Here is a 25485-nt window from a genome sequence, read left to right as displayed (position 1 = left end):
GGCCGGCCCGACCCCGACGGCGGCGCCCCCCACGCCGACCCCCGCCGTCCCCGGGGCCCCGGCCGCCCTCAAGATCGGCATCGTGACCTTCCTCTCCGGCCCGGCGGCCTCGCCCTTCGGAGTGCCCGCTCGCAACGCCGCGGAGGTTCTCATCGAGAACCTCAACGCCGGCAACGCTCCCGCCCCTTACGACCAGAAGGGGATCGGCGGGGTCCCGATCCAGGCCATCTACGTGGACGAAGCCGGCGGCGCGGAGAAGCAGGTGGCGGAGTTCCGCCGTCTGGTGCTGGAGGAGAAGGTGGACCTGGTCATCGGCTACATCTCCAGCTCCGACTGCTTGGCGGTGGCCCCGGTGGCCGAGGAGCTCAAGACCCTCACCGTGCTCTTTGACTGCGGCACCAACCAGATCTTCGAAGAGCGGGATTACCGTTACGTCTTCCGGACCCACGCCCATCAGGTGATCGAGAACGTCGGCGCCGCCCGCTACATCCTGCGGATGAAGCCCAATCTGCGCCGCATCGCGGGGATCAACCAGAACTACGCCTGGGGCCAGGACTCCTGGGCTGCCTTCCGGGATTCTGTGCTCAAACTCAAGCCGGATGTGCAGGTGGTCGGGGAGCACTTCCCCAGGCTGTTTGCCGGCGAGTATTCGGCGGAGCTCTCCGCCATGCTCGCCGCCCGCCCCGAGGTGGTCCACACCAGCTTCTGGGGCGGTGATCTGGAGGCCTTTGTGATCCAAGCCGCCCCTCGCGGGCTCTTCCAGCAGACGACGGCCATCCTGACCACCGGGGATACCATCCTCCCCCGCCTGGGCCGGGATGTTCCGAAGGGCATCGTGATCGCCGGCCGGGGGCCTCACGGGGCCCTGGCCCCGAAGACGCCTCTCAACGACTGGTTCGTGAAGATCTATAAGGACCGCTATGTGGTCCGCCCGGTCTACCCCTCCTACCACATCGCCCAGGCCATCCTGGGCGTGAAGGCCGCCTATGAGAAGGCCATCGCCGCCAACGGCGGGAAGTGGCCGACAGTGGATCAGGTGATCGCGGCCTTCGAGTATCTGGAGTTCGAGACCCCCAGCGGGACGATCCGCATGGCCCTGGGGAAGGGCCATCAGGCGGTGGAGCCGATCGTCCTGGGGATCACAGGGGACTTCGATCCGGCGACCGGGGAGGTGAAGCTCACAGATGTGATGGAGTTCCCCGCGGAGTGCGTGAACCCGCCCGACGGGATGAAGACCCCCGACTGGATCGCCCAGGGGTTCCCCGGGGCGAAGTGCCCGTAATTTCCATTAAGGGAGGGGGGCGAGGGCGCAGGCCCTGCCCCCCTCCCGACGCGGAGGGGCGTGGATGGAGACGGCGCTGATCATCCTGACGGATGGGCTGGTGTATGCCTCGTGGCTCTTTCTGATCTCCGCGGGGCTCACCCTGATCTACGGGGTGCTGCGCATCCTGAACCTGGCCCACGGCAGCCTCTACGCACTGGGGGCCTACGCGGCTGCCTCGGTGGTGCTCGTTTACTTTGACCGGGGGCTTTGGCCCTTGGGGAGCTATCTGGCCCTGCTGGGGGCCGCCCTGGTGGTGGGAGCCGTCGCCGGCCCCCTCATCGAGCGAGGGCTGTTGCGATGGATTTACGGACGCGATCCCGTCTACCAGCTCCTGGCCACCTACGCCCTCTTCTTGATCCTGGAAGATCTCATGAAGCTCGTGTGGGGGGTGAACCCCTACTACGCCTACAAGCCCTACGGGTTGCTGGGGATCGTCCAGCTGGGGGGCATCCCGTATCCGGGCTACAGCTTCTTGTTGCTCGGGGTCGCGCTGCTGGCCGGTGGATCGCTTTATCTCTTCATCCACAGCACCCGCATCGGCCGGCTGGTGGTGGCCATGATCCATGATCCCGAGATCAGCGCCGCGATGGGCGTGAACGTCCCCCGGGTTTCCTTGCTCACCTTCACCTTGGGGGCCGTCCTGGCCGCCTTAGGGGGCGCCTTCACCGCCCCGATGATCTCCGTGGTCCCCGGCCTCTCCGTGGAGGTGATCGTCCTCGCCTTCGCGGTGGTGGTGATCGGGGGGCTGGGGAGCCTGGAGGGCTCGGCGGCCGGCGCCCTCCTGGTGGGCCTGGTCCGCTCCCTGATGGTGCACCGGATCCCGGCGCTGGAGCTCTTCGCCATCTATCTCGTCATGGCGATGGTGCTGCTCCTTCGGCCGCACGGCCTGTTCGGGATGGAGGAGGTGCGACGGGTATGAAGCTCCGCCCCTTCGGAGGGCTGATCCTGATCGCGGGGATGGCCGGGCTGGGGCTCCTCCTGCCCGGCTGGAGCCGGTTCCTGCTCACCCTGGCCCTGGCCCGCGGGCTGCTGGTGCTGGGGGTGGTGCTGCTGATGCAGGCCGGGCTGGTCTCCTTCGGACAGGGGCTCTTCTTCGCCGCCGGGGCCTACGCGGTGGGGTTCGCTGTGCGGGACCTGGGGCTTCGGGACGCCCTCGTGGGAGTGGCCCTGGGGGCCGGAGCAGGCCTGGGGATCGCGGCCCTCACCGGGCCGCTGCTGGCCCGCTACCGGGGGATCTTCTTCGCCATGCTCACCCTGGCCTTCTCGATGATCCTCTACGGCGTCCTGGTGAAGGCCTATTGGATCACCGGAGGCACCGACGGGCTGCGCATCCCCCCTCCGACCTTTCTGGGCTGGAGCCCCCCCGAGGAGCATCTGGGCTCCGCCCTTTATCTGTTCACCCTCGCCTGCACAGCGGTGATGGTCTTCCTGATCTTCCGGTATCTCCAATCCCCCCTGGGCTACACCGTGCGGGCCATCCGGGACAACGAGGTGCGGGTGGAATACCTGGGGCTTTCGGTGAGCCGTGCCCTCTATATCACGGTGCTCCTCGTGGGGGCCATGGGCGGGCTGGGCGGGGCCCTGAGCGCGATGAGCGTGGGCCACATCGACCCGAACCTGGCCTACTGGACCACCTCAGGGGAGTTCGTCTTCGTCGCCCTGCTCGGGGGGACGGGGAACGTCTTCGCCCCGCTGGTGGGATCCATCGTCTTCGAGTTCCTCCGGACCTATGCCTATAAATACATCCCTTACACCTGGCAGATGGGGCTGGGATTGATCATGCTGGCCATCGTGGGGTTCGCCCCCGGAGGGCTCTGGTCCCTCTACGAGCTCATCACGCGGAGGATGTCCGGATGGATGTGGTCCTGGAAACGCGGGGCCTGACCCGAACCTTCGGTCGGGTGGTGGCTGCCGAGGACGTGAACGTGCAGATCCGCCCCGGGGAACGGGTGGGCCTGGTGGGGCCCAACGGGGCTGGGAAGACCACGTTCCTCAATTTGATCACCGGCTACGTCCGCCCGGACCGGGGTCGGATTCTGTATCGGGGGGTGGACATCACCGGGCTCCCGCCGCGGACCATCACCCGGATGGGCATTGTGCGTTCCTTCCAGATCCCCCAGCTCTACCCCGGGCTGACCGTCCTGGAGAACCTCCTGCTGGCCATCGCCGCCCGCTCCGGGCGGGGGCTGGACTTCTGGGGGCCGCTGGGGCGGGACCACGCGGTGGCCGAGGCGATGGAGCTGCTGGCTGCCTTCCGGCTCGCCGACTATGCCCGGCGCCCGGTGAGGGAGCTGCCGGAAGGGGGGCGGAAGCTCCTGGACGTGGCCATGGCGCTGGCCCTGCGGCCGACGGTGCTGCTGATGGACGAGCCCACCAGCGGGGTGAGCACCCAGGACAAATTCGGGGTCATGGAGATCCTGATGGAGGTCCTGGGGCGCGCCGGGGTGACCACTCTCTTCGTGGAGCACGACATGGAGGTGGTGTATCGCTACGCCCAGCGGGTGCTGGTTTTCCACAACGGCCGCGTGGTGGCGGACGGCGACCCGCAGGCCCTTTTCGCCGACGCCCAGATCCGCCGCGCGGTGCTGGGATGGGAGTAAGCCCTATGCTGGAGCTCGAGGACGTGCGCGTCTCCCTGGGGGGCTTCCCGATCCTGCGAGGCGTAAGCCTGCAGGCCTTCCCGGGCCAGATCACCGGCCTGGTGGGCCGTAACGGGGCTGGCAAAACCACCACCCTGCGGACCATCATGGGGCTGGTCCCGCTCCAGGGCGGGAGCCTCCGCCTGGAGGGACAGGATCTCCGTCCCCTGCCGGCCCATCGGCGGGCTGCCCTGGGGATCGGCTACATGCCGGAGGACCGCCGGCTGATCGGGCCGCTGACGGTAGAGGAGAACCTGTTGCTGCCGGCGTGGGCCATCGGCCTTCCTGGGGCCCCGGAGCGTCTCCGCTGGGTCTATGAACGGATGCCGGAGGTGGCGGAGCTGGCCGAGCGGCGGGCCGCCCAGCTCAGCGGGGGCCAGCAGAAGCTGGTGGCCCTGGCCCGGGCGCTGATGCACGGGACCCGTCTGCTGCTCCTGGACGAACCCTTCGAGGGGCTGTCGCCCGCCATGGCGCTTCGTCTGGGGGAGATCTTGCAAAGCCTGCGGACGGAGGGCATAGCGGTGCTGGTGGCGGAGTCCGATCTCCACCGGATCAGCGCCCTGGCGGAGCGCATCTACACCATCGAGCGGGGAGAGATCCAGGATCCCGGCGAGGGAGGGCAGTGAGATGGGCCTCTCGGAGCGAGCGGTCCGCATCGGCGCCCTGTATGCCCTCTCCGGGGCGGCGGCCGCCTATGGGGCCTCCGCGCGGCAGGGCCTGGAGCTGGCGGCGGAGGAGATCAACGCCACCGGCGGTCTCCTGGGGCGGCCGGTGGAGCTGCTCATCGAGGACGAGAAAAGCCCCGCCCACGCCGTGGAGGTCGTCCGCCGTATGGCGCGGGAGCTCGGCGTCCGCCTGTTCATCGGCATCGACTCCAGCGCCGTCGCCGAGGCGGTGGTCCCTTTGCTCCCGGAGCTCCGGTGCGTGTTGATGGTCACGCACGCCGCTAGCCCCCGCATCACTGGCGAGCTCTTCAACCCCTATGTGTTCCGCTGCAGCATCAATGTGGCCCAGAACGCCCGGGCGGGCGCCCTCCTGGTGGCCCCCTTGCCGTATATCACATGGACCACTCTGGGCCCGGACTACTCCTTCGGTTACTTCTCCTGGGCCTATTTCTCTCGCTTCCTCCGGGAGCTCAAGCCGGAGGCCGAGCTCCTCCCCGAAGGGATCTTCCATCCGCCGGGGGCGGAAGACCTCACTCCCTGGATCCGGCAGGCGATGCGCTCGGGGGCGGAGGCCCTCTGGATCTCCTCGTGGGGCGGCGACCTGGTCCGCCTGATCCGCCAGGGGCAGGCCATGGGGCTGTTCCGGCGCTGCGCGGTCTTTATGGAGCTGGGGGCCGCCCTGGAGGTGCTGGAAGCCTTAGGCGAGGAGATGCCTCAGGGACTGTGGGTGGGCACGCGTTACTGGTTTCGGTGGCCGGACACCCCGGAGAACCGGCGCTTCGTCGAGGCGTACTTCCGGCGCTACGGCCGCTATCCCAGCTACAACGCCCAGAACGCCTACCTGGGCCTCCGCCTGCTGGCCGGGGCGATCCGGCGGGCCGGGACACTGGAGCCGGAAGGCCTGATCCCTTACCTGGAGGGCATTGGCTACGAGGCTCCCATGGGTCGGATCACGCTGCGTCGGGAGGACCATCAGGTGGTGGCGGATGTGGTCTGGGGGGAGACCAAGTCCCATCCGGACTATCCCTTCCGAATCCTGGATCCCATCTGGACGTTCCCGGGCGAGGCCATCACCCCGCCGCCGGAGGTGGGGATCTTTTGAGGCGCTGGGTTCAAGGCCCTGCAGATCCGTGGTAACCTGGTAGACAGACAAGGGCTCCACGAGGTCCGATCCTATCCCGAGCGAGGAGGCGCGCCATGGTGCGGGAGCGTGTGACCTTCGGCCCAGCCCGGCTCTTCATCGGGGGCCAGTGGGTGGATGGAGGGGCGCCGATCCCGGTGCGGGACAAATACACCGGCGAGGTGATCGGGGAGGTGCCCGAGGCGCGGCGGGAAGACGTGGATGCGGCGGTGGCCGCGGCCCAGGAGGGCGCGAAGGCGATGGCCGCCCTTCCGGCCTGGCGTCGAGCAGAGATCCTGCTGCGGGCGGCGGGGATGATCCGCGAGCGGAAGGAGGAGTTCGCCCGGCTGATCGCCGCGGAGGCGGGGAAGGCGCTGAAGTGGGCCCGCGCGGAGGTGGAGCGGGCCATCTGGACCTTCACCATCGCCGCGGAGGAGGCCCGGCGGATCGAGGGGGAGGTGATCCCCTTGGACGCGGTGCCCGCAGGGGAAGGATATTTCGGGTTCTACGTGCGGCGGCCGGTGGGGGTGGTGGCGGCCATCTCCCCCTTCAACTTCCCCCTCAACCTGGTGGCCCACAAAGTGGCCCCCGCCCTGGCGGCGGGGAACGCCGTGGTGCTCAAGCCGGCCAGCGCCACCCCCCTCACCGCCGTCCTGCTCGCCCGGGTCCTGGAGGCCGCCGGGGTGCCGGCCGGAGGCTTCAACCTGATCTTCGGGCCCGGGGGCACCGTCGGGGAGTGGCTGGCGGCCCATCCGGGGGTGGGGAAGGTGAGTTTCACCGGAAGCCGCGCCGTCGGGGAGCGCCTGACCCGGGTGGTGGGGATCAAGAAGCTGACCCTGGAGCTGGGCAACACCACCCCCGTCATTGTCGCCGAGGACGTCCAGGATCTGGATTGGGTGGCGCGGCGGCTGGCGGTGGGGGCCTTCTACAACTCCGGCCAGGTGTGCATCTCGGTCCAGCGGATCTATGGCGTTCGGAGGATCTTCGAGCCGCTGGTAGAGACCTTCAGCCGCGCGGCCTCAGAGATGGTGGTGGGCGATCCCCTGGACGAACGGGTGGATGTGGGGCCGCTCATCGACGAGCGAGAGGCCATGCGGGTGGAGGGATGGATCCAGGAGGCCCTGGGCGGCGGCGCCCAGGCCGTCACCGGGGGCCGGCGGGAGGGGCCGGTGGTGTGGCCCACCGTCCTGATCCGGGTGCGGCCCGAGATGCGGGTGGTGCGGGAGGAGGTCTTCGGGCCGGTGGCCTCGGTGCTGGAGGCGGACGACTTCGAGGAGGCCATCGCCGCCGCTAACGCCACCGAATACGGGCTCCAGGTGGCCGTCTTCACCCGGGACATCAACCGGGTGCTGCGGGCGGTCCAGGGGCTGGATTTCGGCGGCATCATTATCAACGACACCCCCAGCTTCCGAGCGGATCATATGCCCTACGGGGGGGTGAAGGGAAGCGGATTGGGGCGGGAAGGGTTGCGCTACGCCATCGAGGAGATGACTAACGTCCACATGGTGGTCATCCGCCCCGCCCCATGACCAGGAGGTGAGAGATGAAAACGCTGGCGGCGGTCCTTTACGAGATGGGGCGGCCGGCGCCCTATCGCGAATCCCGACCGCTTTCCGTGGAGGAGGTGGAGCTGGAGGGGCCGGGGCCCGGGGAGGTGCTGGTGGAGGTGGCGGCCGCCGGCCTGTGCCATTCGGACCTTTCCGTGATCGATGGCTCCCGGCCGCGGCCTATGCCGATGGTCCTGGGCCACGAGGCCGCCGGGATCGTGCGGGAGGTCGGCCCGGGCGTCCATGAGGTGCGGCCGGGGGACCACGTGGTCTTCTCCTTCGTCCCCATGTGCGGCCGGTGCTTCTACTGCGCCATCGGCCGCCCCGTCCTGTGCGAGAACGGCAACCGGGCGAACGCGGCCGGAACGCTGCTCAGCGGAGCGCGGCGCTTCCGGAACGCCGCGGGAGAGCCCCTCCACCATCATCTGGGCGTCTCCGCCTTCTCCCGTTTCACCGTGGCCGCCCAGGAGTCTCTGATCCGCATCGATCCAGAGATCCCCCTGGAGAAGGCAGCCCTGTTCGGATGCGCGGTGATGACCGGGGTGGGAGCGGTGGTGAACACGGCGCGGGTGGAGCCCGGGATGAGCGTGGCGGTCTTCGGGCTGGGCGGCGTGGGCCTCAGCGTCGTGATGGGCGCTCACCTGGCCGGTGCCTATCCCATCATCGCGGTAGACATCCTCCCCGGGAAGCTGGAGCTGGCACAGAAGGCAGGAGCGACCCACCTCGTGAACGCGCGGGAGGTGGATCCGGTGACGGCCATCCGTGAGCTCACTGGGGGAGGGGTCCACTACGCCTTTGAGAGCGTTGGGAGCGAGCGGGTGCTGATCCAGGCCTACCAGGCCACCCGCCGGGGGGGCACTACGATCACCATTGGTCTCCCGCATCCCGAGCGCATGTTCAGCGTCCCAGCGGTGAGCATCGTGGGCGAGGAGCGAACCATCAAGGGCTCCTATATGGGCTCGGCGGTTCCCCGTCGGGATCTCCCGCGGTTCCTGGCCCTCCATCAGGCGGGCCGGCTCCCGGTGGACCTGCTCCTGAGCCGCGTCATCGGCCTGGAGGAGATCAATGAGGGGTTCGATGCCTTGGCCCGCGGCGAAGTGGTGCGCCAAGTGGTGCGGCTGGGGGCCGCGTAGCGCTTTCCGAGGTGAGACGCCCACCCGGGGAGGGCTCACGCAGGCCCTCCCCGGTTTTTAATGAAAATGAATCTTTTGTAGGAGGGGCTTTAGCCCCGATCTTCTTGTCTTCTTCTTCGAGCCGCTGGGTTTTCGATGACGCCGAGGGTTGCGGCTGAAGCCGCTCCTACAAAAATGGGCTTTTGTAGGAGGGGCTTTCGCCCCGAATCTCTGCTTCGACGACGCAGGGGTCGCAGTGGAGACGGCTCTGACCACTTCGAGCCGCTGGGTTTTCGATGACGCCGAGGGTTGCGGCTGAAGCCGCTCCTACAAAAATGGGCTTTTGGTCGAAGGCTCTCTGTTGTATGATGAGAAAAAACTGCAGCAGGAGCGGGCGGGATGGATCTGGGCGTGCCGGTGGCGATGACCTTGGCTGTGGTGGTGGTCGGGTGGTTCTTCCTGGGGATGCAGTGGAACGTGCACAAAGGCCAGCGCCTCCTGCGCTGGATGCGCGAGGGGCTCCCCCTCCTCAGCGAGCGGACCACCCTGCAGTGGGTGGGAACCTCCCTGGTCCGCTTGGGGATGCGGGAGGCGAAGCCGCCATTCCGAGAGGTCGAGATCCTGCTGGTCTTCGAGCCCCGGGATGTGCCCTTCCTCTGGCTGTTCTCCCGCTGGCGAGGGCGCCGGGACCTGATGATCCTGCGGGCGCGCCTACGCCAGCCGCCAGCCTTCGAAGGGGAATGGGGCAACCCCACGATGTGGACCGGCCAGGAGATCCTCCAGCGCATCATCTGGCGGGAGTGGGAGGTCATGGACTTGGCCGGCGGGCGCCTGGCCTATCATGGGCCGCACGCGCCCCGTGTGATCACCGAGTGCCTGAACGACTTGGCCCGCTTCTGCCCCTACGTCGCCCGGCTCTCGGTGCGGCGCAACGAGCCCCATCACCTGCAGATCCACGTCGGCTTCCCCATGGACCGGCAGTTCCCTGCGCGGGAGGTCTTCCAGCAAATCCGCCGCATCGCCGAGCGGGTCGTCCGAAGCCCGGGAGAATGAGCGGGGCATGTCGTTTCCCTTGGCGGCCCTCAGCGTGTTTCTGTTGGCCCTGGGGCTCTCCACCGGAGCCTCCCCACTGGCGGAGCGCCTGGGCCACCGCCTGGGGATGATCGACCGCCCGGGTGGACGCCGACGCCATCGTGGGGAGATCCCCCGGTCCGGAGGCCTGGCGCTTTGGCTGGCCTTTACCCTAACTGTCCTCTTCGCCCAGCTGTTGCCGATCCCCCGTTTCGATCCGAAAGAGGTCATCCGCCTGACCGGGCTGCTGCTAGGAGGGACCCTGAGCCTGATCCTGGGGCTGATCGACGACCGCCGGGAGCTCCCCCCGGGGCCCCAGTTCCTCGGCCAGGCCCTCATCGCCCTGCTGGCCCTTCCCTTCCTCATCTTCATCGAATATGTGAACAATCCCCTGACCGGCCGGCCGCTTTATTTCCCGCCTCCGGTGGTGGTGCTGCTCACAGTCTTCTGGCTGATGGGGATGATGAACACGGTGAACTGGCTGGACGGGGTGGACGGGCTGGCCGGGGGGGTGGTGGCCATCGTGGCGGCGGTGCTCTTCCTGCACGCCGGATACCGGCTGGACCCGCCCCAGCACAGCGTGGCGCTCCTGCCCGCCGCCCTGGCGGGTGCCTGCCTGGGGTTCCTCCTCTTCAACCGGCCGCCCGCCCGCCTGTTCCTGGGGTCCTCCGGCGCCCTCTTCCTGGGCTACGTCCTGGGGGTCCTGGCCATCATCGGGGGGGCGAAGGTGGCCACTGTGGTGATGGCGATGGCCCTGCCCATCGCGGATGTGGCCTGGCTGATCGCTTACCGGTGGCGCCGAGGGCGACGGCCCACCCAGGGCGGACGGGATCACCTGCACTTCCGCCTGTTGGACGCCGGATGGTCCCCCGGGCGCATCCTCTTTACTTACTACGGCTTCGCCGCCGTGGCCGGTGGGATCGCCCTGCTGATCCCCTCCGCCCTCTACAAGGCCCTGGCCCTTCTGGTGTTGGCGGGTGTCCTGCTGTGGGTCCTTCGTCAGGCTCCCCCGGAGACGCCGGTGTAACTCCTCTGTGTATTCGCGCGGTCTTTTTTAAGGTAAGGCGCTCCTTGCCATGGCAGAAGACCACAGATAAACTGGAGCCATCATCGCCGGCGCATCGCGGCCGATCCTCCGGAAGAGGAGGCGGCGATGGCGACCACGGGGAGCCTGCGGGAGATCCCGCTGGCCGCGCTGATCGAAACCGGGTGTCGCTCCCGGGCCGCGGCCCGGCTCCGGCTCCGCCACGGGGATCTGGAGGGCGAGCTCTACTTCTCCGACGGCGAGCTCGTCCACGCGGTGTGCGGGGAGCTGAAAGGGGAGCCGGCGTTGTGGAGATTGCTGCGCTGGACCGACGGGCAGTTCACCCTCGAAGATGAAGTCCGCAGCCCCGAGCGAACCCTCTACCGCCCCTGGCAGGATCTGCTCCTGGAAGGGATGCAGCGAGCCGCCGCTCCGGAGCCCACAGGCCCGCGTTCGCTCCCCTCGGGGGAGCTGGTCTCCCGTTTGAAGACCATCGAGGGTGTCTTGGGGGTGGTGGTGGCCGGCCCGGATGGCGTGGTGCTGGCCGCGGACGTCCCGGAAGGGAAAGGGGAGGCAGAAGGCGCCCTCACGGTCTACCTGGCTGCCGCGGCCGAAACCCTGGCCAGGTTCCTCCCGATGGGGGCCTTCGAGCACGCGGTGGTCTCCGAACCCCAGCGCCGGTTGCTGATCTTCCGCCATCCCCCTCTCATCGTCGGCCTGGCGCTCTCCCCCCAGGCCTCCCCGGCGCTGGTGCTCGCCGAGCTCCCCGGCCGGCTCTCGTGAGCCCCGAGGGTCGACTTCTCGTGTGGGGAAAGGGGGCAGAGGATGGGAGTGGAGGAGGCGTTGCAGGAGGTGAACGCCATCCCAGGCGTGGAGGGCGGGATCCTGTTCACGGAGGAGGGGACGATCCTGGCCCACACGCTCCCGGAGCGTTACGCCCTGGAGGCCCTGGCCTCTGCGGTGCGCATCGCCGCCCGGACCATGGAGGCCCTGGAGACCTCCCGACGGCGCATCCAGGAGGTTGATTTGGTGTTCACCGGAGGCCGTCTGATCCTCCGACGACTGCCCGGCGGCTTCCTGGCCCTCTGCTGCGCTCGTTCCGTGAACCTTCCGCTGTTGAACCTGGCCCTGGGCCCGGTGGTCCGCTCGCTGACCGCGGCGTTGAGGGAGCGCTCAGAGCGGCCGGCCGCTCCCCGCCGGCCTCGCCCTGCCGTCCCGCGGGTCTCCCCGGTGATCCAGGATCTGGTCCAGGAGGGCCGGCGTCTGGTGGAGGCCGCCCGAGCGCAGGGGATCACCCTGCGGCTGCTGGGGAGCATCGGCATCGCTTATCATTGTCCCTCTGCCCTCCGGTATCTGCCGGTCCCGGCTTTCATTGGGCTGGAGCTGGCGGGGGCCTCCCGCGAGCGGCGGGCCGTGGAGGCCTTCCTGCAGGATCAGGGGTATGAGCCCTTCACCCGGTTCAACGCCTTCTACGGCGCCCGACGCCTGCACTTTCGCAAGCCGGAGACCGGATGGCCGGTGGACATCTTCCTGGACGCTTACGAGATGTATCATCGCCTGGAGTTCGCCTCCGTTCTGACCCGGGAGGAGGTTACGCTGCCCCCGGCGTATCTCCTGCTCTCCCGTCTGCAGGCCGTGGAGGCTGGGGAGGCGGACCTCCTGGAGATCGCCGTCCTCCTGCTGGACCATGAGGTCGTGGAGGGGGAACAGGCGGAGGCGGTGGACCTGCGGGCCATCGTCGCCCTTTGCGCTGACGACTGGGGTTGGTATCGCACGGTCACAATGAACATTGAGCGGGCGGCCCGGGTCATCGCCGGCTGGGAGGCCGCGGAGCGGGAGCGGGTCCAGCGGCGGCTGGAGCGGCTCCGCCAGGCCATCGAGGCGGCCCCCAAGAGCCTGGGCTGGCAGATGCGGGCCCGCCTGGGGGAGGCGGTGCGCTGGTATCAGACGCCCCTCCGAGTGGAGGAGGGGCCACGGCCGGATCTGGCCATAGGATGAGCGGCGGGATCTGCGCGGAAGGGAGGGCCGGGCGATGACGGTGGCGTGGGATCGGATGCGTAACCTGGGGCGGGCCATCGGGGAGATCCTTTACGGGATGGCGCTGCACGATATGGTGCGGGCGCACCTCCGCCAGCGGGGATCCATGGAGCACCTCTTCATGCTCATCACCTTCGGGGATCTCGTTGGCGTTCCCATCATCCCGCCCTATTACTGCATGCGCCTGCTCCCTTTCATCGTGCCCCAGATCCACGCGTGGCGCCGGCGTCTGCTCCGCGAGCGGGATCTCACGGATATGCTGTTCTGAGGGCGCGGGATGGCGGAACCCGGCGGTCGGATCCTGGTGGTGATCCGGGAGGCGGAACCCCTCGGGCTGGCAGACCTCCTGGAGGCCCTGTCGCCGGAGTGGGAGGTGCTGGCCTGCTCCCCTGAGGAGGCGGACTCCCTCGCCCTCCCCGAAGGCTCCCTCGCCGCTGTCCTGGTTGCCGCGGAGGAGATGTCGGAGGCATGGGCGGCTCAGTGGAAGCAGCGCCCAAGGCCCCCGTTGGTGATCCGGGTGAGCCCTCAAGCGGCCCGGGCGGAACCGATCCCGGAAGGGCCGTGGGACTGGATCCTCCCCGCTTCGTTCCCATGGCCCCGGCTCCGGGAGCTGCTCTCGGACCGACCGATGGATTCAAAGCCGGCGGTTCCGGTGCGCAAGGTGCTGCTGGCCGGCGAGGCCACCGTCGGCAAGACCTCGTTGGTCCACTGCTACCTGCACGGGGCCTTCGAGCCCCGCCGCCGGATGACCGTGGGGGTGGACATCCACGTGTGCCCGGTGGAGGTGGAGGGGATGGCGGTCCGGCTGGTGGTCTGGGATGTGGGGGGGCAGCGGCGCTTCGCGGCGTTTCGGGATCTCTTCTATCGGGGCGCAGCGGCCGGCGCGCTGGTGTTCGATCTGAGCAACCGCCTTTCGTTCTATCAGCTGATCCGCTGGTGGCAGGAGCTCCGTGCCCATGCGGGGTCCATCCCGCTGCTCCTGGTGGGGAACAAAGCGGATCTGCCGCGGGAGGTCTCCCGCGGGGAGGCCGAGGCCCTGGCCCGGGCCTGGGGCACCCCCTACGTGGAGACCTCGTGTGTAACCGGGATCGGGGTGGCGGAGCTCTTCCGAACCCTGGCCGGCGTCGCCCTGCGCGCCACCCGCCCTGAACCCGAATAGATGGATGACACGAATGCATCCCCGAATCAGACGATCCATCCCTGCTGGCGGGCGAAGGCGGTCACCACCGGGATCTCGAAGTAATAGCCCTGGTAGGCCTGGATCGCGTAATAGATGAAGAGCGCGAAGGCGGCCAAGCCGAGCAGGGGCGCGATGCAGCCAATGATGGGGATCAGCCCTAGGGCGAAGAAGATCACCATCAGGGCCACCTGGGCCACCAAGGCCTGAACGGCGTGATACCGCTGGAAGGGACGATTCTTCATGTCCGTGAGCAGGATGATCAGAGGGACGATGATCCCGATGATGTAAGCCAGCAGGGCCATCAAACGATCCTGATCCCCCGCCTCCTCCGCCGACGCCTTTCGAGGATTGACCAACATGGAAACCTCCACACAGGATTTTCCTCCTGCCTCTATTTTACAGATGGGAGACGTCCATGCAAGTGCTTTACGTTTTTATAACTTCCATCTTTGCGTTCTGTGCGTGATCGATGATTTTCCTGGATCCGCAGGGGAGGGCTCTGGATACAGAGGGGATCCGATGGGATCCCGCGTTGCCTGAAGGGAACGGGTTGGGTGGGCTTCGGAAGGAGCGATGGCCTTTCATCACATTCCCGGCTGTTCGGGAAGGCGGGGACGTGCCTTGACGGGGGATGGGGCCGGATTTATGGTTATGGCGGACAGGATCCACGTGTCGGGGTGAGAGCGGGATGCTGGACATCGAGCGCATCCGACGGAACCCGGAGGAGATCCGGGAGGCGCTGCGTCATCGGGGGGAGTCGCCGGAGCGGGTGGATCGCTTCCTGGAGCTGGACGAAGCCTATCGGGCGATGCTGCAGGAGGTGGAGCGGCTGCGGGCGGTGCGCAACCAGGTCTCCCGGGAGATCGCCAAGATGCCTCCCGGACCCGAGCGAGAAGCCCGCATCGCCGAGATGCGGGCGTTGGGGGAGCGCCTGACGGAAGCCGAGGCCCGGCTGCGGGATCTGGGGGCCCGGCGAGAGGAGCTGTTGCTCTGGTTCCCCAACATCCCCCATCCCAGCGTCCCGGTGGGCCCCGACGAATCCGCCAACCGGGTGGTGCGGGTGGAGGGGGAGCTCCCGGAGTTCGACTTCACTCCGCTGCCGCACTGGGAGCTGGGGCCTCGCCTGGGCCTCATCGACTTCGAGCGCGGGGTCAAGCTGGCGGGCAGCCGGTTCTACGTGCTGTGGGGGCTGGGCGCCCGCCTGGAGCGCGCCCTGATCAGCTGGCTCCTGGACCTCCACACCCAGGTCCATGGCTACACGGAGGTCTATGTCCCCTTCGTGGTCAAGCGCGAGGCCCTGGTGGGCGCCGGGCAGCTTCCCAAATTCGAGGACAATCTCTACCACGATGTGGAGGATGACCTCTGGCTGGTCCCCACGGCAGAGGTCCCGCTCACCAACCTGCATCGGGATGAGATCCTGGAGGCCGACCAGCTGCCCCTTTACTACGTGGCCTACACGCCCTGCTTCCGCCGAGAGCGGATGTCGGCCGGGCGGGATGTGCGGGGGATCAAGCGCGGGCATCAGTTCGACAAGGTGGAGCTTTACAAGTTCACCACGCCGGAGACCTCCTATCTGGAGCTGGAGAAGATGGTGGAGGACGTGGTGGACACGTGCCGGCGCCTGGGGCTGCCCACCCGGGTGGTGGAGATTTGCACCGGCGATCTGGGGTTCGCCGCAGCGAAGACCTACGACGTGGAGGTCTACGCCGCCGGGTGCGGGGAGTGGCTGGAGGTGAGCTCGGTGAGCAACACCGAGGACTTCCAGGCCCGGCGGGCCAACCTCCGCTACCGTCCCCGTCCCGGGGCTCGGCCCCGCTACGTGCACACCCTCAACGGCTCCGGGCTGGGCCTGCCCCGCACGGTGATCGCCATCATGGAGAACTACCAGCAGCGGGACGGCAGCATCGTCGTCCCGGAGGTCCTCCGGCCGTATATGGGCGTGGAAGTGCTGCGCGGCCCGAAGGGAAGCGAGGGAAGGGCCGAGGATGGTTGATTGAATCCGGGAGCGCATACACGTGGAATCCCTGGAAGCGCGCTGGCGGCGGCTTCGCGGCCGTCCCTCCGAAGTGAAAAGGCCTCCCAGCCTCCCCGACAGCGGGATCCGGCTGTGGGAGGAGTCCCTGCCGTTGTTCGCATGGCATGGGGACCTTCCCCTGGAGGCCTGGAGGACTGCCCCCCGGGGGGCGGTGGCCACCCTGGCCAGCCATCCGGACTGGCTGGACATCCCGGCGGAGGGCGTGCTCTTTCTGGACACGGAGACCACCGGTCTGGTGGGCGGGGCGGGGACGATGATCTTCCTCCTCGGCTTCGCCCGGATCGAAGGCGAGGCCCTGGTCTTCCGCCAGCTCTTCCTCGCGGATCCGGCGGCGGAGCCCGCCTTCTGGCAGGCGTTTCTCGGGTTGACCACTGGGGTTCAGGGCCTGGTGACCTTCAACGGTCGGGGCTTCGATCTTCCGCTGATCGAGATGCGCCTGAATCGCTATGGGCTCCGATGGAGGGGCCTGGATGCGCCGCACTGGGATTTGCTGCCGACCGCCCGTCGGCTCTGGCGGCGCCGGTTGCCTTCCCGCGCCTTGATGGCCCTGGAGGAGGCTGTCCTGGGGCTGGAACGCTCCCCGGATGACGTGCCGGGCGCCGAGATCCCTTCCCGTTATTGGGCCTACCTGCAACATCGTGATCCGGATCTGCTGGAGGGGGTGTTCCGCCACAACCGTCAGGACGTCCTCTCGATGGTGACCCTGGCCGCCCGCCTGGCCCATCTGTTCGAGAACCCGGAGCGGGATCCGGCGGTGCAGGGGTGGGACTGGGTGCAGCTGGGCCAGTGGTATCAGGAGAGCGGCCGCTGGGAGGCGGCGGAACGGGCCTTCCGGCGGGCTCTGGAGGAGGAGGTCGGGGATCCAGAGCTGCGGCGGACTGCGTGGCACGCCCTGGGGAACCTGTTGCGCCGGATGGGCCGCCTGGAGGAGGCGGCCCGGGTCTGGCAGGCATGGGCCCTGGAGTTCCCCGGGGAGGTGTGGCCGGCGGTCCGGCTGGCCCGTTACTACGAGCGGACCCATCGGGATCCGCGGGAGGCCCAGCGCTGGGCGCGCATCGCCCTGGCCCGCATCGATGCCCAGGGTGACCCTGACCGCTGGGCCTCCCTCCGGCAAAGCCTCGCTCGCCGCCTCGCTCAATGGCGGGACCCTCTATGGGGCGTGGATCCCGGAAGGCGTCCGGGGTTGGTGGAATAAGTTGGATTGCGCGCTCACCGCAGCAAGAATCCATCACGCAGCGGATCATCAGGTGCCAGCACGAACTCATGCCGGCCGGTGATCCAGGCTCGCCCGGAGACTTCGGGGATCACCGCGGGGAAGCCACCGAAGTTCACCTCGTCCACAATGGTGACGGTGAAGGTAGTGCCCAGGATGCTCTCGATCGTGAAAGGCTGACCCGGCCGCAAGCGTCCACGCGCATACTCCAGCGCTGCCCGCCCGCTCACCCCCGTGCCGGTAGGCGAACGATCCACCTCGCCCTCCGCAAAGATGCATACGTTGCGGGCTTGATGAGCGGGGTCGCGCGGCGGTCCGCTGATGATCGTGCCGTATAGAAAGCTCAGATCCGGCTCGAAGGGATGGCGGATCTCCCGCGTCGCCATCACCGCCCGCTTGATGGCCATGCCGGCTTCGATCAAGGCGCGATAATCGCCGGCCTCCAGCCCCAATCCGATCTCAGCGGCGTCCACGTAGGCGTAGAAGGCGCCCCCGAAGGCGAGGTCGTAGCGCACGCGGCCCAGGCCGGGCACGTCGACCACCTGGTCGAGGGCGTAAGCGAACGAAGGCACGTTGCGGAAGGTTACGCGGGCCACACGCTGACCGTCAGGCGCTAAGGTGGCTCGCGCGATGACCTGGCCGGCCGGCGCATCGATGCGCAGCTCACCTTTCGCCGCCAGGCGCTCACAATCCAGGCTGGGGAAAGTAGACGGCCTCAAGCGCGTTTCCAGCAAGCAGGTGACCAGGGCGATGATGCCGTGGCCACACATGGTGCTCCAGCCCTCGTTGTGCATAAAGAGCACGCCCAGGTCGCTATCGGGCGAGGCGGGTTCGGTGATGATCGCGCCATACATATCGGCATGGCCACGCGGCTCCAAGATCAGCGCGCGGCGCAGCCCGTCCAGGTGCTGTTGGGCATAGCGGCGCTTATCGAGGATGGTGGAGCCGGGGATCGGGTCAAGGCCGGTGGCCAGCACGCGCAGCGGCTCGCCCTCGGCGTGCAGATCGATGGTGGTGAAGCGTTGCCAATCCGGAGGAGGTGACCAGGTTGTGCTTTCAAAAGCGCGCATCTCCACGCCACCTTTCCGGGCTCAGCGATTCGCCGGGGAGCGAAAGCGGATGGAGATAGATACGTTAGACCGGCCGCCTCGCCCATGATGTCCGCCGCCTCAAGCTACCCGGCTAACGCCACTCTGTTTTTCAAATCGGAATGATAGGGTTGTCAGGCCTCCCTTTATCCTTTAGCCTAACACCTTGGCGAAGATCCGTCCAGGCAAGGTGCAGGGCGCTTGAACCGTGCGCTGAGCTCGGAGCCCGCTCCTTGGGGGCGCAACAGCTGGCCGCGGGACATTTGATCTGGATTGGGTCTCGCGAGGGCTCGACCGGGCCGGCCCCTCATTACGGGGGTTGATAACTGGTCTCCCAAATCTGCCGGTAGCGCTGAACCTCCCAGGCCCAGCGCGCCTCGTCCCAGCCCAGCATGGCCTGCAGGCGGGCGCGGTGCCGGCGCAGGAACGGGAGCCCTCCCTCCGGCAGGCATAGCCCCAGCCGGGTCCGGCGCAGGAGCAGATCGTCCAGATGCACCACCCCCTCGAACCGGGCCGCCCAGCGCACCTCCGCCCAGAGGATCTCTGTCCCCGGGATCCGTTCGCGGTCCTCCGAAGAGATCTCCGCCCACCGGCTCAGGATGCCCGGCCCATACCGGCTGACCAGACGGACCGCCACCGCCGGGTCCAGGTCGGCCGGGGGCTCCGGCACAGGTTCCGGCTCCTCCGGGGCAGGGGGATGGGCCGGCGCGGGCAGACGCCGACGGAGGGCCCGCAGGGCGTCCCGGGCCATCGCCCGGAAGGTGGTGAGCTTTCCCCCCGTCACCGTGAGGATCCCCTCGTCCCACACGACGTGGTCCCGCGGCTCCCGCGATGGCGGCTGACGCCCGGTCCCCACCACCGCCCGCACCCCGGCGAAGGTCGCGACGACGTCCCGTTCACCGAGATCCAGATCCGGAAAAGCCCGGCGCAGGGCCGTCAGCAGATACACGAACTCCTCGGGATGGATGCGGGGCTCCGCGTCGAGATCCTCGGCGTGATCCACATCGGTGGTGCCCACCAGGACCATACCTTCCCAGGGGAGGACGTAGAGGGGCCGGTGATCCTGCGGGTGAAGGAGGATTACCCCCTGGGCGAGGGGAAGCCGCCATCCGGGCAGCACCAGGTGGCTGCCCCGCAGGAGCCGCAGCCGCGGCGGCCTTCCGAGCTGTCCCCGCAGCTGATCCGCCCAGGCGCCGGTGGCGTTCACCACCGCCCGGGCCCGGACTTCCGCCTCCCGGCCGGTCAGGACATCGCGGACCCGAACACCCTCGACGGCGCCCGTCCGGGTCTGTCGGAAGCCTTCCACCCGGGCGTAGTTCAGGGCGAGGGCTCCCTGGCCCACGGCAGCCTGGATCTCCCGCAGCACCAGCCGCGCGTCATCGGTGATGGCGTCCAGATAGCGATAGCCCCCACGGAGGCCTTTCGGGTTCAGGTGAGGGACGTAGATCCGCAGGGCGTCCGGCCCGAGATACCGGTGGGCCTGGCGCCCGGCGAAGGCGTCGTAGATCCACAGCCCCAAGGCGGCGGCCGGACGCCCGATGGGATCCCCCGCGTAAAGGGGCCACAGGAAGCCCAAGGGCCGGATCAGGCCCGGCAGCGCCCGCAGCAGGCGCTCCCGCTCCCTCACGGAAAGCCAAGTGGTGCGGACCTGTCCCTGGCGCAGGTAGCGCAGCCCGCCGTGGACCATCTTGCCGGAGCGGCTAGAGGTGCCCCACGCGAAGTCCCGTCCCTCCAGGAGCACCGCCCGGAACCCCAGGCGGGCCGCTTCATGGAGCAGCCCCGCCCCGGTGATCCCACCCCCGACGATCACCAGATCCCAGGGCTCCGCCAATCGTTCCCAGACTTCCTTGCGATCCGGGATCATGGGGTTTCCCTGCGGGAAGGGAAGGTTCAGGCCGAATCGGACCCCTCACCGGCCGGGACCCTCGATCAGCTTCCCGGGGTTCATGATCTCTTCGGGATCCACGGCCCGCAACATCGCCCGCAGGATCGCCAGCCCCAGGGGGCCTTTCTCCGCCTCCAGGTAGGGGAGATGATCCACCCCCACCCCGTGCTGATGGCTGATGGTCCCTCCCAGGCGCAGGATCGCCGCGCTGGCCGCTTGCTTCAGACGTTGCCAGCGCCTCAGGCTTTCCTCCGGGTCCGGGGCCAGACGAAAGAGGAAAGTGGTGTAGACGTTGGCCCCGTGGGGGTAAACGTGGGAGACGTGACTGAAAGCGTAGACCCGCTCCCCCTGGTCCGCCAGCCCGTTGCGAAGGGCCTCCTCGATGGCCGTGACCATCGCCGGCACCCGGGCCCAGATCACCGCGGTCTCCAGGGTGTCCACCGCGTAGCCCATCGCCCACAGCGTGTTGCGCAGGTAGGGCGCGCGGAAGCGCTGGCGCAGCCACTCCCGGGCCAGGCGGCTCCCCAGCGATCGGCCGTGATGCCGGCGGGCGATGTGGAAGGCCTCGGCGAGGGCGGCGTGGACCACGCGGCGGGCCCCTGCAGCGGCGAGGAGGAGCATACAGGGCGTGTCCCCGAGCCCGCGCAGCCGGAGCCACCCCCGGAGCAAGCGGACCCATCCTTCGCGGCCGGACAGCAGCAGGGTCATCCGGGTCTCCTCAGCGGTGCTCAGCCGGAGCATCGTTAAGGGGATCCCGGCCTGGACCATGGCCCGGGCCGCCGCGAGGCCGTGGTCGAAGTCCGGGAAGAAGAACGTCCCGAGGGCCTCGGCTTCCGGCAGGGGGCGCACCCGCAGGACGGCCTCGGTCAGGATCCCCAGGCGGCCCTCCGATCCGAGGACCAGGTGCCGCAGATCCGGGCCGGCCGCGGAGGGCGGAAGCGATGGCAAGATCAGGGGGCCTTGCGGGGTCTCTACCCGTCCGCCCACGAAGAGCTCCTCGATGCGGCCGTAGCCCAGGGCGAACTGGCCCACCGAGCGGGTCGCGATCCAGCCCCCCAGCGTGGAATACTCGAAAGACTGGGGGAAGTGCCCCAGGGTGAAGCCGTGGGCCCGCAGGGCCGCCTCCAGGTCCGGCCCCCGGATCCCGGTCTGGAACGTGGCCAGGCCGCTGAGGCGGTCCAGGGCCAGGAGGCGGTTCATCCGGCCCAGGTCGATCACCAGAGCCGGGCGGGGATCCGGGAGCACCCGGAGGTGCCCCACTACGCTGGTGCCGCCGCCATAAGGGATGACCCGGGCGCCCACCGCCCGGGCGTAGGCGAGGAGGGCCCGGACGTCCTCGTTGGTCTCCGGGAACGCGACGCCATCGGGGGCTTGGATCCGGCCGCTGCGGGCGGCGATCCAGTCCGGAAGCCCCTGGCCGACGGCGTGGCGCAGGCGGAGCTCGGGATCGGTGTGAACCTGCGGGTGGTTGGGAAGGCGAGAGGGCGGGATGCGGGCCAAGACCTCCTCCAGCGAGCAGTCCCGGGGCGGCGTCCCCGGCCCGAGCCGGTCCTCCAAGAGAGCTTGGGCGCTGGGAGGGAGTAGAACCTCAACGGCGGCTTCTCCCCATCCGTTCCAGCGGCGCACAGCAATCCTCCCCTGCTTATGGGGTTCGATTCAGGAAGAGCCAATCATAATTCCACCGGGGGTAGGGTAGGAGTAGCCAGACGGGACGGCGGGCGAGGGAGCGTGGGCCATAGCGGACTTCCAGCCAGGCCAGGCCGGGGGGCGGGGCCTGGAGCGCCAGATGCCAGACGTCGCGAATCCACCCGGGTCCGGCCAGGGGGCCGGGGGGAACCGGCAGCTGGCGGGCGAGGGGGAGGGCCTGGCCGTTGGGGAGGGCCAGGGTCACCTGGAAGGCGGCGGGGTCCACGGGACCCGGGAGGGGCTGCCAGTTGAGGATGGCCCACACGGCGATGGCTTCCTGCTGTGGACGGACGAGGAGGCGAGGGGGTTCCAGCTGGAGCTCGGGGGCATACCGGGTGCCCCAACGGGGGGGACGGGGGAGGGGGAGGAGGTCGACGGTGCCGATGGGGAGGCTGTCCCCTGAGGGTTTTTCAAGGGGGAGGCGGGGGGTGCCGTTGGAGCCGGTGGGATACCAGCCGATGGCGAGGGTGTAGCGGCCGGCGGGGAGGTTTATCGGGAGGCGCAGGCCGTGCCAGTGGGTGATGGGCCTTCCGGGCGTCCAGGTGGGGGTGGGGGGATTGGGCTCGGCGTCCCAGCCGGCGAGCCAGCGGCCCTGGGGATCCAGGAGGTGAAGGAAGAGGGTCCAGCGCTCCGGGATGGGGCGGTCGGTGTGGAGACGCAGGCCGACGCGGAGGGAGGCGCCGGGGGGGAGTTGAGGGTCGGGGAGGGCGAGGGCGGTGAGGGTGAGGCCGTTTTGCCAGCGGGCGGTGGTGGGCTGCCAGGGGGCGGTTTCGGGTTTGCGGACCAGGTGGAAGAGGCTGGCGCCGTATTCCGGGATGGGGTGGGGGTAGGTGGCGGCGAAATCGATCGTGTGGGTGGCTCGCATCTCCTCCAGCCATGGAAGCCACTCCCCCGCGTAGATCGAAACGCCGACGAACCAGAAAGCTGGATGCTTCTCCATGACCACTGCACGTTGCCTCGGGTCTGTCCACTCATAAAACGGGTGATCAGCGTCGATGTGCCAGGGGGCCTGGACCAGGACTGGATCGGAGCGGTTCAGGGTGGCCAGAGCCAGACTCAGGGCGTCGAGACCCAAGAGCCCCAGCGGTTGCGCAGCCATGACAGGGAAGCGGGAAAGGCCGATCAAGCCCAGGGCGAGGATCATCGGGATCCACTCCCAGCGGCGGAGGAGGTGGATGCCAGCAGCGAGAGCGACGGCCCCGGGAACCGTCAGCATGGCGAAGTAGCGGGCGGCGAAGAAGGGCCAGCGGAGGGCCAAGAGAGCGCCCAGCAGAAGGGGAAGGCCCACCCAGACAGCCAGCTCGCCTCCCCGGGATGAGAGCCCCCTAAGGCGGGGGCGGCGGACCAAGATGGTGAGGGAGAGGCCCAGGGCGAGGGCCAGGGAGGCCGCGCGGGCGAAAACCCCGTCGACGAAGGGCCCCATCAGGGCGGTGGCCCCGTAATGCCATACCACCTCCACGGGCCCCGGTCGGACCGGGATGGCGGAGAGGTTCCGCACGGTGTGCTCCAGGGATCCCGCGTAGGCTTGGCGGAGCCAGAGGGCGAAGAGGGCAGCAACTGGGAGGGCGGCCAGCAGGCCGCCGCGCCACCCGCGGGGGCGGCGCCACAGCAGCGTCAGCCAGAGGGCGGCGATCAGCAGGGCTCCGTAGTAGTGGGTGAACAGCAACAGCCCCTGGGCCAGGGTCCAGATCGCCCAGCGCCGGGGGGTCGGACGGTCCAGCAACCCGAGGACGATCCAGACGCTCCAGGCACCCAGCGTCGCGGTCAGGCCATACATCCGGATCAGGACCAGAAGGAAGAGGAACCAGGGGTTGAGGGCGAGGAGGGTGAGGGCGGCGAGGCCGAGGCGGGGGCCCCCGAGGCGGCGCCCGATCTGAAAGGCCAAGGGGAGGGCGGGCAGGCCGAGGAAGAAGGAGAGAACGCGAAAAGCCCACGGATGATCAAACCCTCCCAAGGCCAGCCATCCCTGCGCCAGCAGATAGTAGAGAGGCGGGTGGCTGTCCCGCATCAGGTTGCGGATCACCCCGGCGGGTGGATAAGAGGTGATCTGCCAGAGGACGTGGTTCTCGTCGTAGAGGGCCAGCTCCGCCGGCATCAGGGCGAGGGCAGCTGCTGCGGTGAGCCATATCAGGAGAACGGCCGCCGAGCGTGGTCTCCCCCATGAGCGGGCTCGCTCGCAGCAAACCCGCTCTTCCTGGATCAGAAGGCCAGTTCGAGTCCACGTGGGGTGGGACGATGTGCCTTCCATCTCTGTGGTCCCCATCGGGTATCCTTCATCCGGCCACCGGATGTGGGCTCGCGGCACCTATAGCGGCACCTATACAGGTAAAGAAGCGAAGAAATCCCCGAGCCGCTCCAGATCCCCCAGCCCATGCTGAAGGACTTCATACACGATGCGGCGGTCGAGCTCCAGATACTCCGGAATCCAACAGTTTACGGAGGCGGCGTTGCAGGATTTCGACCCGCACCGAGGTAAACCGCCTCAATCTCTGGATATCGCCGGAACACCTCAGCCGGCCGGCTCAGATCCGGGAAGGGCGCCGCCTTTTCCATAGGTCCCCCTCGTTTTTCTGCGCACAGAATTATAGCCCTATTAGAGCAGATCGCGCCGAAGGGTTAAGGGCTTACGGCTCTAAACCGATGGGCACCACAGGGGTTGGGATGGACTTCCGGCGCAGCCAAAGGCAGGCGGGTGCATCGACGGCCTCGCGCGTGGGGATTACCGCCTGAATGCCCCGCGAACGATTGAGACCCTCGGCGCTCTATGGTGTGCAGGCCCTTGCGCTTCGTGAGGCGCACATGCGGGGGGGCGGAGCCCGGCCCGGATGCTCTATTCTCATTCCCGCGGCCGTGCGACCTCGTAGTTCACGTTACGGGCCTCGAAGAAGTTCACCTGCTCCGGGAGGTCGATCTCGGCCGCCAGCCAGCGGAAGGGGTTGGGCGTGTGGAAGTGCGGGCCCAGCCCCAGCTCCTCCAGGCGCCGGTCGGCCACATAGCGCACGTAGGCGTTCAGGGAACCCGCGTGGAGGCCGAGGACGGGCCGCGGCAACAGCGCCTGATTGTAGGCCTCCTCCAGGGCCACCGCCTCCAGGATCATCCGACGCAGCTCCTCTCCCAGGGCGGGTGTCCGCACCTCGGGGTTCTCCTGGAGGAAGGCCTGGATCAAGTGCACGCCGAACGAAAGGTGAAGGCTCTCATCCTTGAGCACCCAATCGATGATCGTCCCCAGACCCCGTAAGCAGTTGCGTCGCCGGAAGGAGAGGGCGAAGGCGAAGCCGGAATAGAAGAAGATCCCCTCCAGGATCACGAAGAACCCCACCAGGTTGCGCAGAAGCCGCTGTCGCCCTTCGATCGTAGCCAGGTCCAGGTCCGGCTTCAGGATCTCCGCGGTGAGCCGGCGCTGGAAAGCGGCTTTGGCCGCCACGGCCGGATGTTCCTCCAGCATGCCGAACACCCGCTCCCGATCCACGGGCAGCGTCTTGATCACGTATTCGAAGGCCATGGCGTGGTTGGCCTCCTCCCAGGCCTGGCGGGCGAGATAGAGACGAACTTCGGGAGCGGTGAGATGGGGATAGAGGGCCAGCAGCAGGTTGCTGGTGACCAGGGATTCCATGGGGTTGAAGAAGCCCAGGAGGATCTCCACGGCCTGGCGCTCCTCCTCGGTGAGGCGCTCGTGCCAGTCCTGGACATCGTCGTGGAGGGGGGCTTCTTCGGGAAACCAGGTGTTGCGCTTGGCCTGCTGCACGTGGGCGTAAGCCCACGGGTAGCGCAGAGGAAAAAGACGCAGCGGCTCCACCGGATCGCCGCCGATCAACCCGCGCGCGGATCGCATGGCCGTCCTCCTCAAAGGAGATGGGCT

General features: G+C 68.4%; 22 protein-coding genes. 16 read left to right on the top strand and 6 right to left on the bottom strand.

What is annotated here, in order from left to right; all coding sequences use genetic code 11:
• The 14 genes from CFB18_RS14790 to CFB18_RS14725 form a co-directional block, all read left to right on the top strand.
• Positions 1 to 1282, top strand: a 1282-nt coding sequence (locus CFB18_RS14790) for an ABC transporter substrate-binding protein (protein WP_088572568.1), incomplete at its 5' end; no start/stop codon positions are given.
• A 64-nt stretch (positions 1283 to 1346) separates the two neighbouring features.
• On the top strand, positions 1347 to 2243 hold the full coding sequence (locus CFB18_RS14785) for a branched-chain amino acid ABC transporter permease (RefSeq protein ID WP_088572567.1): 897 nt from the start codon (positions 1347 to 1349) through the stop codon (positions 2241 to 2243).
• Positions 2240 to 3208, top strand: a complete 969-nt coding sequence (locus CFB18_RS14780; RefSeq protein ID WP_088572566.1) for a branched-chain amino acid ABC transporter permease — start codon at positions 2240 to 2242, stop codon at positions 3206 to 3208. Before CFB18_RS14785 ends, CFB18_RS14780 begins: the two co-directional genes overlap by 4 nt.
• Positions 3178 to 3924: an ABC transporter ATP-binding protein gene (locus CFB18_RS14775; RefSeq protein WP_088572565.1), complete on the top strand. Its 747-nt coding sequence runs from the start codon at positions 3178 to 3180 to the stop codon at positions 3922 to 3924. The genes CFB18_RS14780 and CFB18_RS14775 overlap by 31 nt, the downstream gene beginning before the upstream one ends.
• Positions 3925 to 3929: 5 nt before the next feature.
• The gene (locus CFB18_RS14770) at positions 3930 to 4589 is read left to right on the top strand and encodes an ABC transporter ATP-binding protein (protein WP_088572564.1); all 660 of its coding nucleotides are present in this window, start codon (positions 3930 to 3932) and stop codon (positions 4587 to 4589) included.
• 1 nt (position 4590) lies between these two features.
• Complete coding sequence (locus CFB18_RS14765; protein ID WP_088572563.1) at positions 4591 to 5730, top strand: ABC transporter substrate-binding protein; 1140 nt, start codon at positions 4591 to 4593, stop codon at positions 5728 to 5730.
• Positions 5731 to 5825: 95 nt separating this feature from the next.
• Positions 5826 to 7277, top strand: coding sequence for an aldehyde dehydrogenase family protein (locus CFB18_RS14760; RefSeq protein WP_088572562.1), 1452 nt, complete (start codon positions 5826 to 5828; stop codon positions 7275 to 7277).
• 14 nt (positions 7278 to 7291) lie between these two features.
• Positions 7292 to 8428 (top strand): zinc-dependent alcohol dehydrogenase family protein, encoded by a 1137-nt coding sequence (locus CFB18_RS14755; protein WP_088572561.1) that lies wholly within the window; start codon positions 7292 to 7294, stop codon positions 8426 to 8428.
• A 378-nt stretch (positions 8429 to 8806) separates the two neighbouring features.
• Positions 8807 to 9460 (top strand): hypothetical protein, encoded by a 654-nt coding sequence (locus CFB18_RS14750; protein ID WP_088572560.1) that lies wholly within the window; start codon positions 8807 to 8809, stop codon positions 9458 to 9460.
• Positions 9461 to 9467: 7 nt separating this feature from the next.
• Entirely contained in the window at positions 9468 to 10505 is a 1038-nt protein-coding gene (locus tag CFB18_RS14745; protein ID WP_088572559.1) for a glycosyltransferase family 4 protein, read from the top strand.
• A 126-nt stretch (positions 10506 to 10631) separates the two neighbouring features.
• Positions 10632 to 11285 (top strand): DUF4388 domain-containing protein, encoded by a 654-nt coding sequence (locus CFB18_RS14740; protein WP_088572558.1) that lies wholly within the window; start codon positions 10632 to 10634, stop codon positions 11283 to 11285.
• Positions 11286 to 11327: 42 nt separating this feature from the next.
• Entirely contained in the window at positions 11328 to 12500 is a 1173-nt protein-coding gene (locus CFB18_RS14735; protein ID WP_088572557.1) for a roadblock/LC7 domain-containing protein, read from the top strand.
• Positions 12501 to 12534: 34 nt separating this feature from the next.
• Entirely contained in the window at positions 12535 to 12807 is a 273-nt protein-coding gene (locus CFB18_RS14730) for a DUF7990 family protein (protein ID WP_088572556.1), read from the top strand.
• Positions 12808 to 12816: 9 nt separating this feature from the next.
• Positions 12817 to 13698 carry a Rab family GTPase gene (locus tag CFB18_RS14725; RefSeq protein WP_088572555.1) on the top strand — a complete coding sequence of 294 codons (882 nt, stop codon included), beginning with the start codon at positions 12817 to 12819 and terminating at the stop codon, positions 13696 to 13698.
• Positions 13699 to 13724: 26 nt separating this feature from the next.
• Here the strand turns inward: CFB18_RS14725 and CFB18_RS14720 are convergent, their stop codons facing one another.
• On the bottom strand, positions 13725 to 14078 hold the full coding sequence (locus tag CFB18_RS14720; protein ID WP_088572554.1) for a DUF4870 domain-containing protein: 354 nt from the start codon (positions 14076 to 14078) through the stop codon (positions 13725 to 13727).
• Positions 14079 to 14407: 329 nt separating this feature from the next.
• Between CFB18_RS14720 and serS the strand changes: the two genes are divergently transcribed.
• Positions 14408 to 15712 carry a serine--tRNA ligase gene (gene serS / locus CFB18_RS14715; RefSeq protein ID WP_088572553.1) on the top strand — a complete coding sequence of 435 codons (1305 nt, stop codon included), beginning with the start codon at positions 14408 to 14410 and terminating at the stop codon, positions 15710 to 15712.
• Positions 15713 to 15734: 22 nt separating this feature from the next.
• The gene (locus CFB18_RS14710; protein ID WP_088572552.1) at positions 15735 to 16949 is read left to right on the top strand and encodes a ribonuclease H-like domain-containing protein; all 1215 of its coding nucleotides are present in this window, start codon (positions 15735 to 15737) and stop codon (positions 16947 to 16949) included.
• Between the two features lie 14 nt (positions 16950 to 16963).
• Here CFB18_RS14710 and CFB18_RS14705 read toward each other — a convergent pair whose 3' ends face one another.
• The 5 genes from CFB18_RS14705 to CFB18_RS14685 all read right to left on the bottom strand — a co-directional run bounded on the left by CFB18_RS14705 (position 16964) and on the right by CFB18_RS14685 (position 25458).
• Positions 16964 to 18037 carry a proline racemase family protein gene (locus CFB18_RS14705; protein WP_088572551.1) on the bottom strand — a complete coding sequence of 358 codons (1074 nt, stop codon included), beginning with the start codon at positions 18035 to 18037 and terminating at the stop codon, positions 16964 to 16966.
• A gap of 328 nt (positions 18038 to 18365) precedes the next feature.
• A complete protein-coding gene (locus tag CFB18_RS14700) occupies positions 18366 to 19919 on the bottom strand; it encodes a glycerol-3-phosphate dehydrogenase/oxidase (protein ID WP_088572550.1) in 1554 nt (517 codons plus the stop codon).
• Positions 19920 to 19964: 45 nt separating this feature from the next.
• Positions 19965 to 21566, bottom strand: coding sequence for an FAD-binding oxidoreductase (locus tag CFB18_RS14695; protein WP_088572549.1), 1602 nt, complete (start codon positions 21564 to 21566; stop codon positions 19965 to 19967).
• A gap of 16 nt (positions 21567 to 21582) precedes the next feature.
• Positions 21583 to 23889, bottom strand: coding sequence for a glycosyltransferase family 39 protein (locus tag CFB18_RS14690; RefSeq protein ID WP_088572548.1), 2307 nt, complete (start codon positions 23887 to 23889; stop codon positions 21583 to 21585).
• A 573-nt stretch (positions 23890 to 24462) separates the two neighbouring features.
• Complete coding sequence (locus CFB18_RS14685; RefSeq protein WP_088572547.1) at positions 24463 to 25458, bottom strand: ribonucleotide-diphosphate reductase subunit beta; 996 nt, start codon at positions 25456 to 25458, stop codon at positions 24463 to 24465.
• Positions 25459 to 25485 lie beyond the last annotated feature (27 nt).

The organism is Thermoflexus hugenholtzii JAD2, from assembly GCF_900187885.1.
Taxonomy (GTDB): domain Bacteria; phylum Chloroflexota; class Anaerolineae; order Thermoflexales; family Thermoflexaceae; genus Thermoflexus; species Thermoflexus hugenholtzii.
This window is presented reverse-complemented; position numbering and strand designations above follow the sequence as displayed.

What these genes read in the sequence shown, in the direction of transcription:
- CFB18_RS14785 (WP_088572567.1), top strand. Translation starts at nt 1,347, where the DNA reads ATGGAGACGGCGCTGATCATCCTGACGGATGGGCTGGTGTATGCCTCG.
- CFB18_RS14780 (WP_088572566.1), top strand. Translation starts at nt 2,240, where the DNA reads ATGAAGCTCCGCCCCTTCGGAGGGCTGATCCTGATCGCGGGGATGGCC.
- CFB18_RS14775 (WP_088572565.1), top strand. Translation starts at nt 3,178, where the DNA reads ATGGATGTGGTCCTGGAAACGCGGGGCCTGACCCGAACCTTCGGTCGG.
- CFB18_RS14770 (WP_088572564.1), top strand. Translation starts at nt 3,930, where the DNA reads ATGCTGGAGCTCGAGGACGTGCGCGTCTCCCTGGGGGGCTTCCCGATC.
- CFB18_RS14765 (WP_088572563.1), top strand. Translation starts at nt 4,591, where the DNA reads ATGGGCCTCTCGGAGCGAGCGGTCCGCATCGGCGCCCTGTATGCCCTC.
- CFB18_RS14760 (WP_088572562.1), top strand. Translation starts at nt 5,826, where the DNA reads ATGGTGCGGGAGCGTGTGACCTTCGGCCCAGCCCGGCTCTTCATCGGG.
- CFB18_RS14755 (WP_088572561.1), top strand. Translation starts at nt 7,292, where the DNA reads ATGAAAACGCTGGCGGCGGTCCTTTACGAGATGGGGCGGCCGGCGCCC.
- CFB18_RS14750 (WP_088572560.1), top strand. Translation starts at nt 8,807, where the DNA reads ATGGATCTGGGCGTGCCGGTGGCGATGACCTTGGCTGTGGTGGTGGTC.
- CFB18_RS14745 (WP_088572559.1), top strand. Translation starts at nt 9,468, where the DNA reads ATGTCGTTTCCCTTGGCGGCCCTCAGCGTGTTTCTGTTGGCCCTGGGG.
- CFB18_RS14740 (WP_088572558.1), top strand. Translation starts at nt 10,632, where the DNA reads ATGGCGACCACGGGGAGCCTGCGGGAGATCCCGCTGGCCGCGCTGATC.
- CFB18_RS14735 (WP_088572557.1), top strand. Translation starts at nt 11,328, where the DNA reads ATGGGAGTGGAGGAGGCGTTGCAGGAGGTGAACGCCATCCCAGGCGTG.
- CFB18_RS14730 (WP_088572556.1), top strand. Translation starts at nt 12,535, where the DNA reads ATGACGGTGGCGTGGGATCGGATGCGTAACCTGGGGCGGGCCATCGGG.
- CFB18_RS14725 (WP_088572555.1), top strand. Translation starts at nt 12,817, where the DNA reads ATGGCGGAACCCGGCGGTCGGATCCTGGTGGTGATCCGGGAGGCGGAA.
- CFB18_RS14720 (WP_088572554.1), bottom strand. Translation starts at nt 14,078, where the DNA reads ATGTTGGTCAATCCTCGAAAGGCGTCGGCGGAGGAGGCGGGGGATCAG.
- serS (WP_088572553.1), top strand. Translation starts at nt 14,408, where the DNA reads ATGCTGGACATCGAGCGCATCCGACGGAACCCGGAGGAGATCCGGGAG.
- CFB18_RS14705 (WP_088572551.1), bottom strand. Translation starts at nt 18,037, where the DNA reads ATGCGCGCTTTTGAAAGCACAACCTGGTCACCTCCTCCGGATTGGCAA.
- CFB18_RS14700 (WP_088572550.1), bottom strand. Translation starts at nt 19,919, where the DNA reads ATGATCCCGGATCGCAAGGAAGTCTGGGAACGATTGGCGGAGCCCTGG.
- CFB18_RS14690 (WP_088572548.1), bottom strand. Translation starts at nt 23,889, where the DNA reads ATGGGGACCACAGAGATGGAAGGCACATCGTCCCACCCCACGTGGACT.
- CFB18_RS14685 (WP_088572547.1), bottom strand. Translation starts at nt 25,458, where the DNA reads ATGCGATCCGCGCGCGGGTTGATCGGCGGCGATCCGGTGGAGCCGCTG.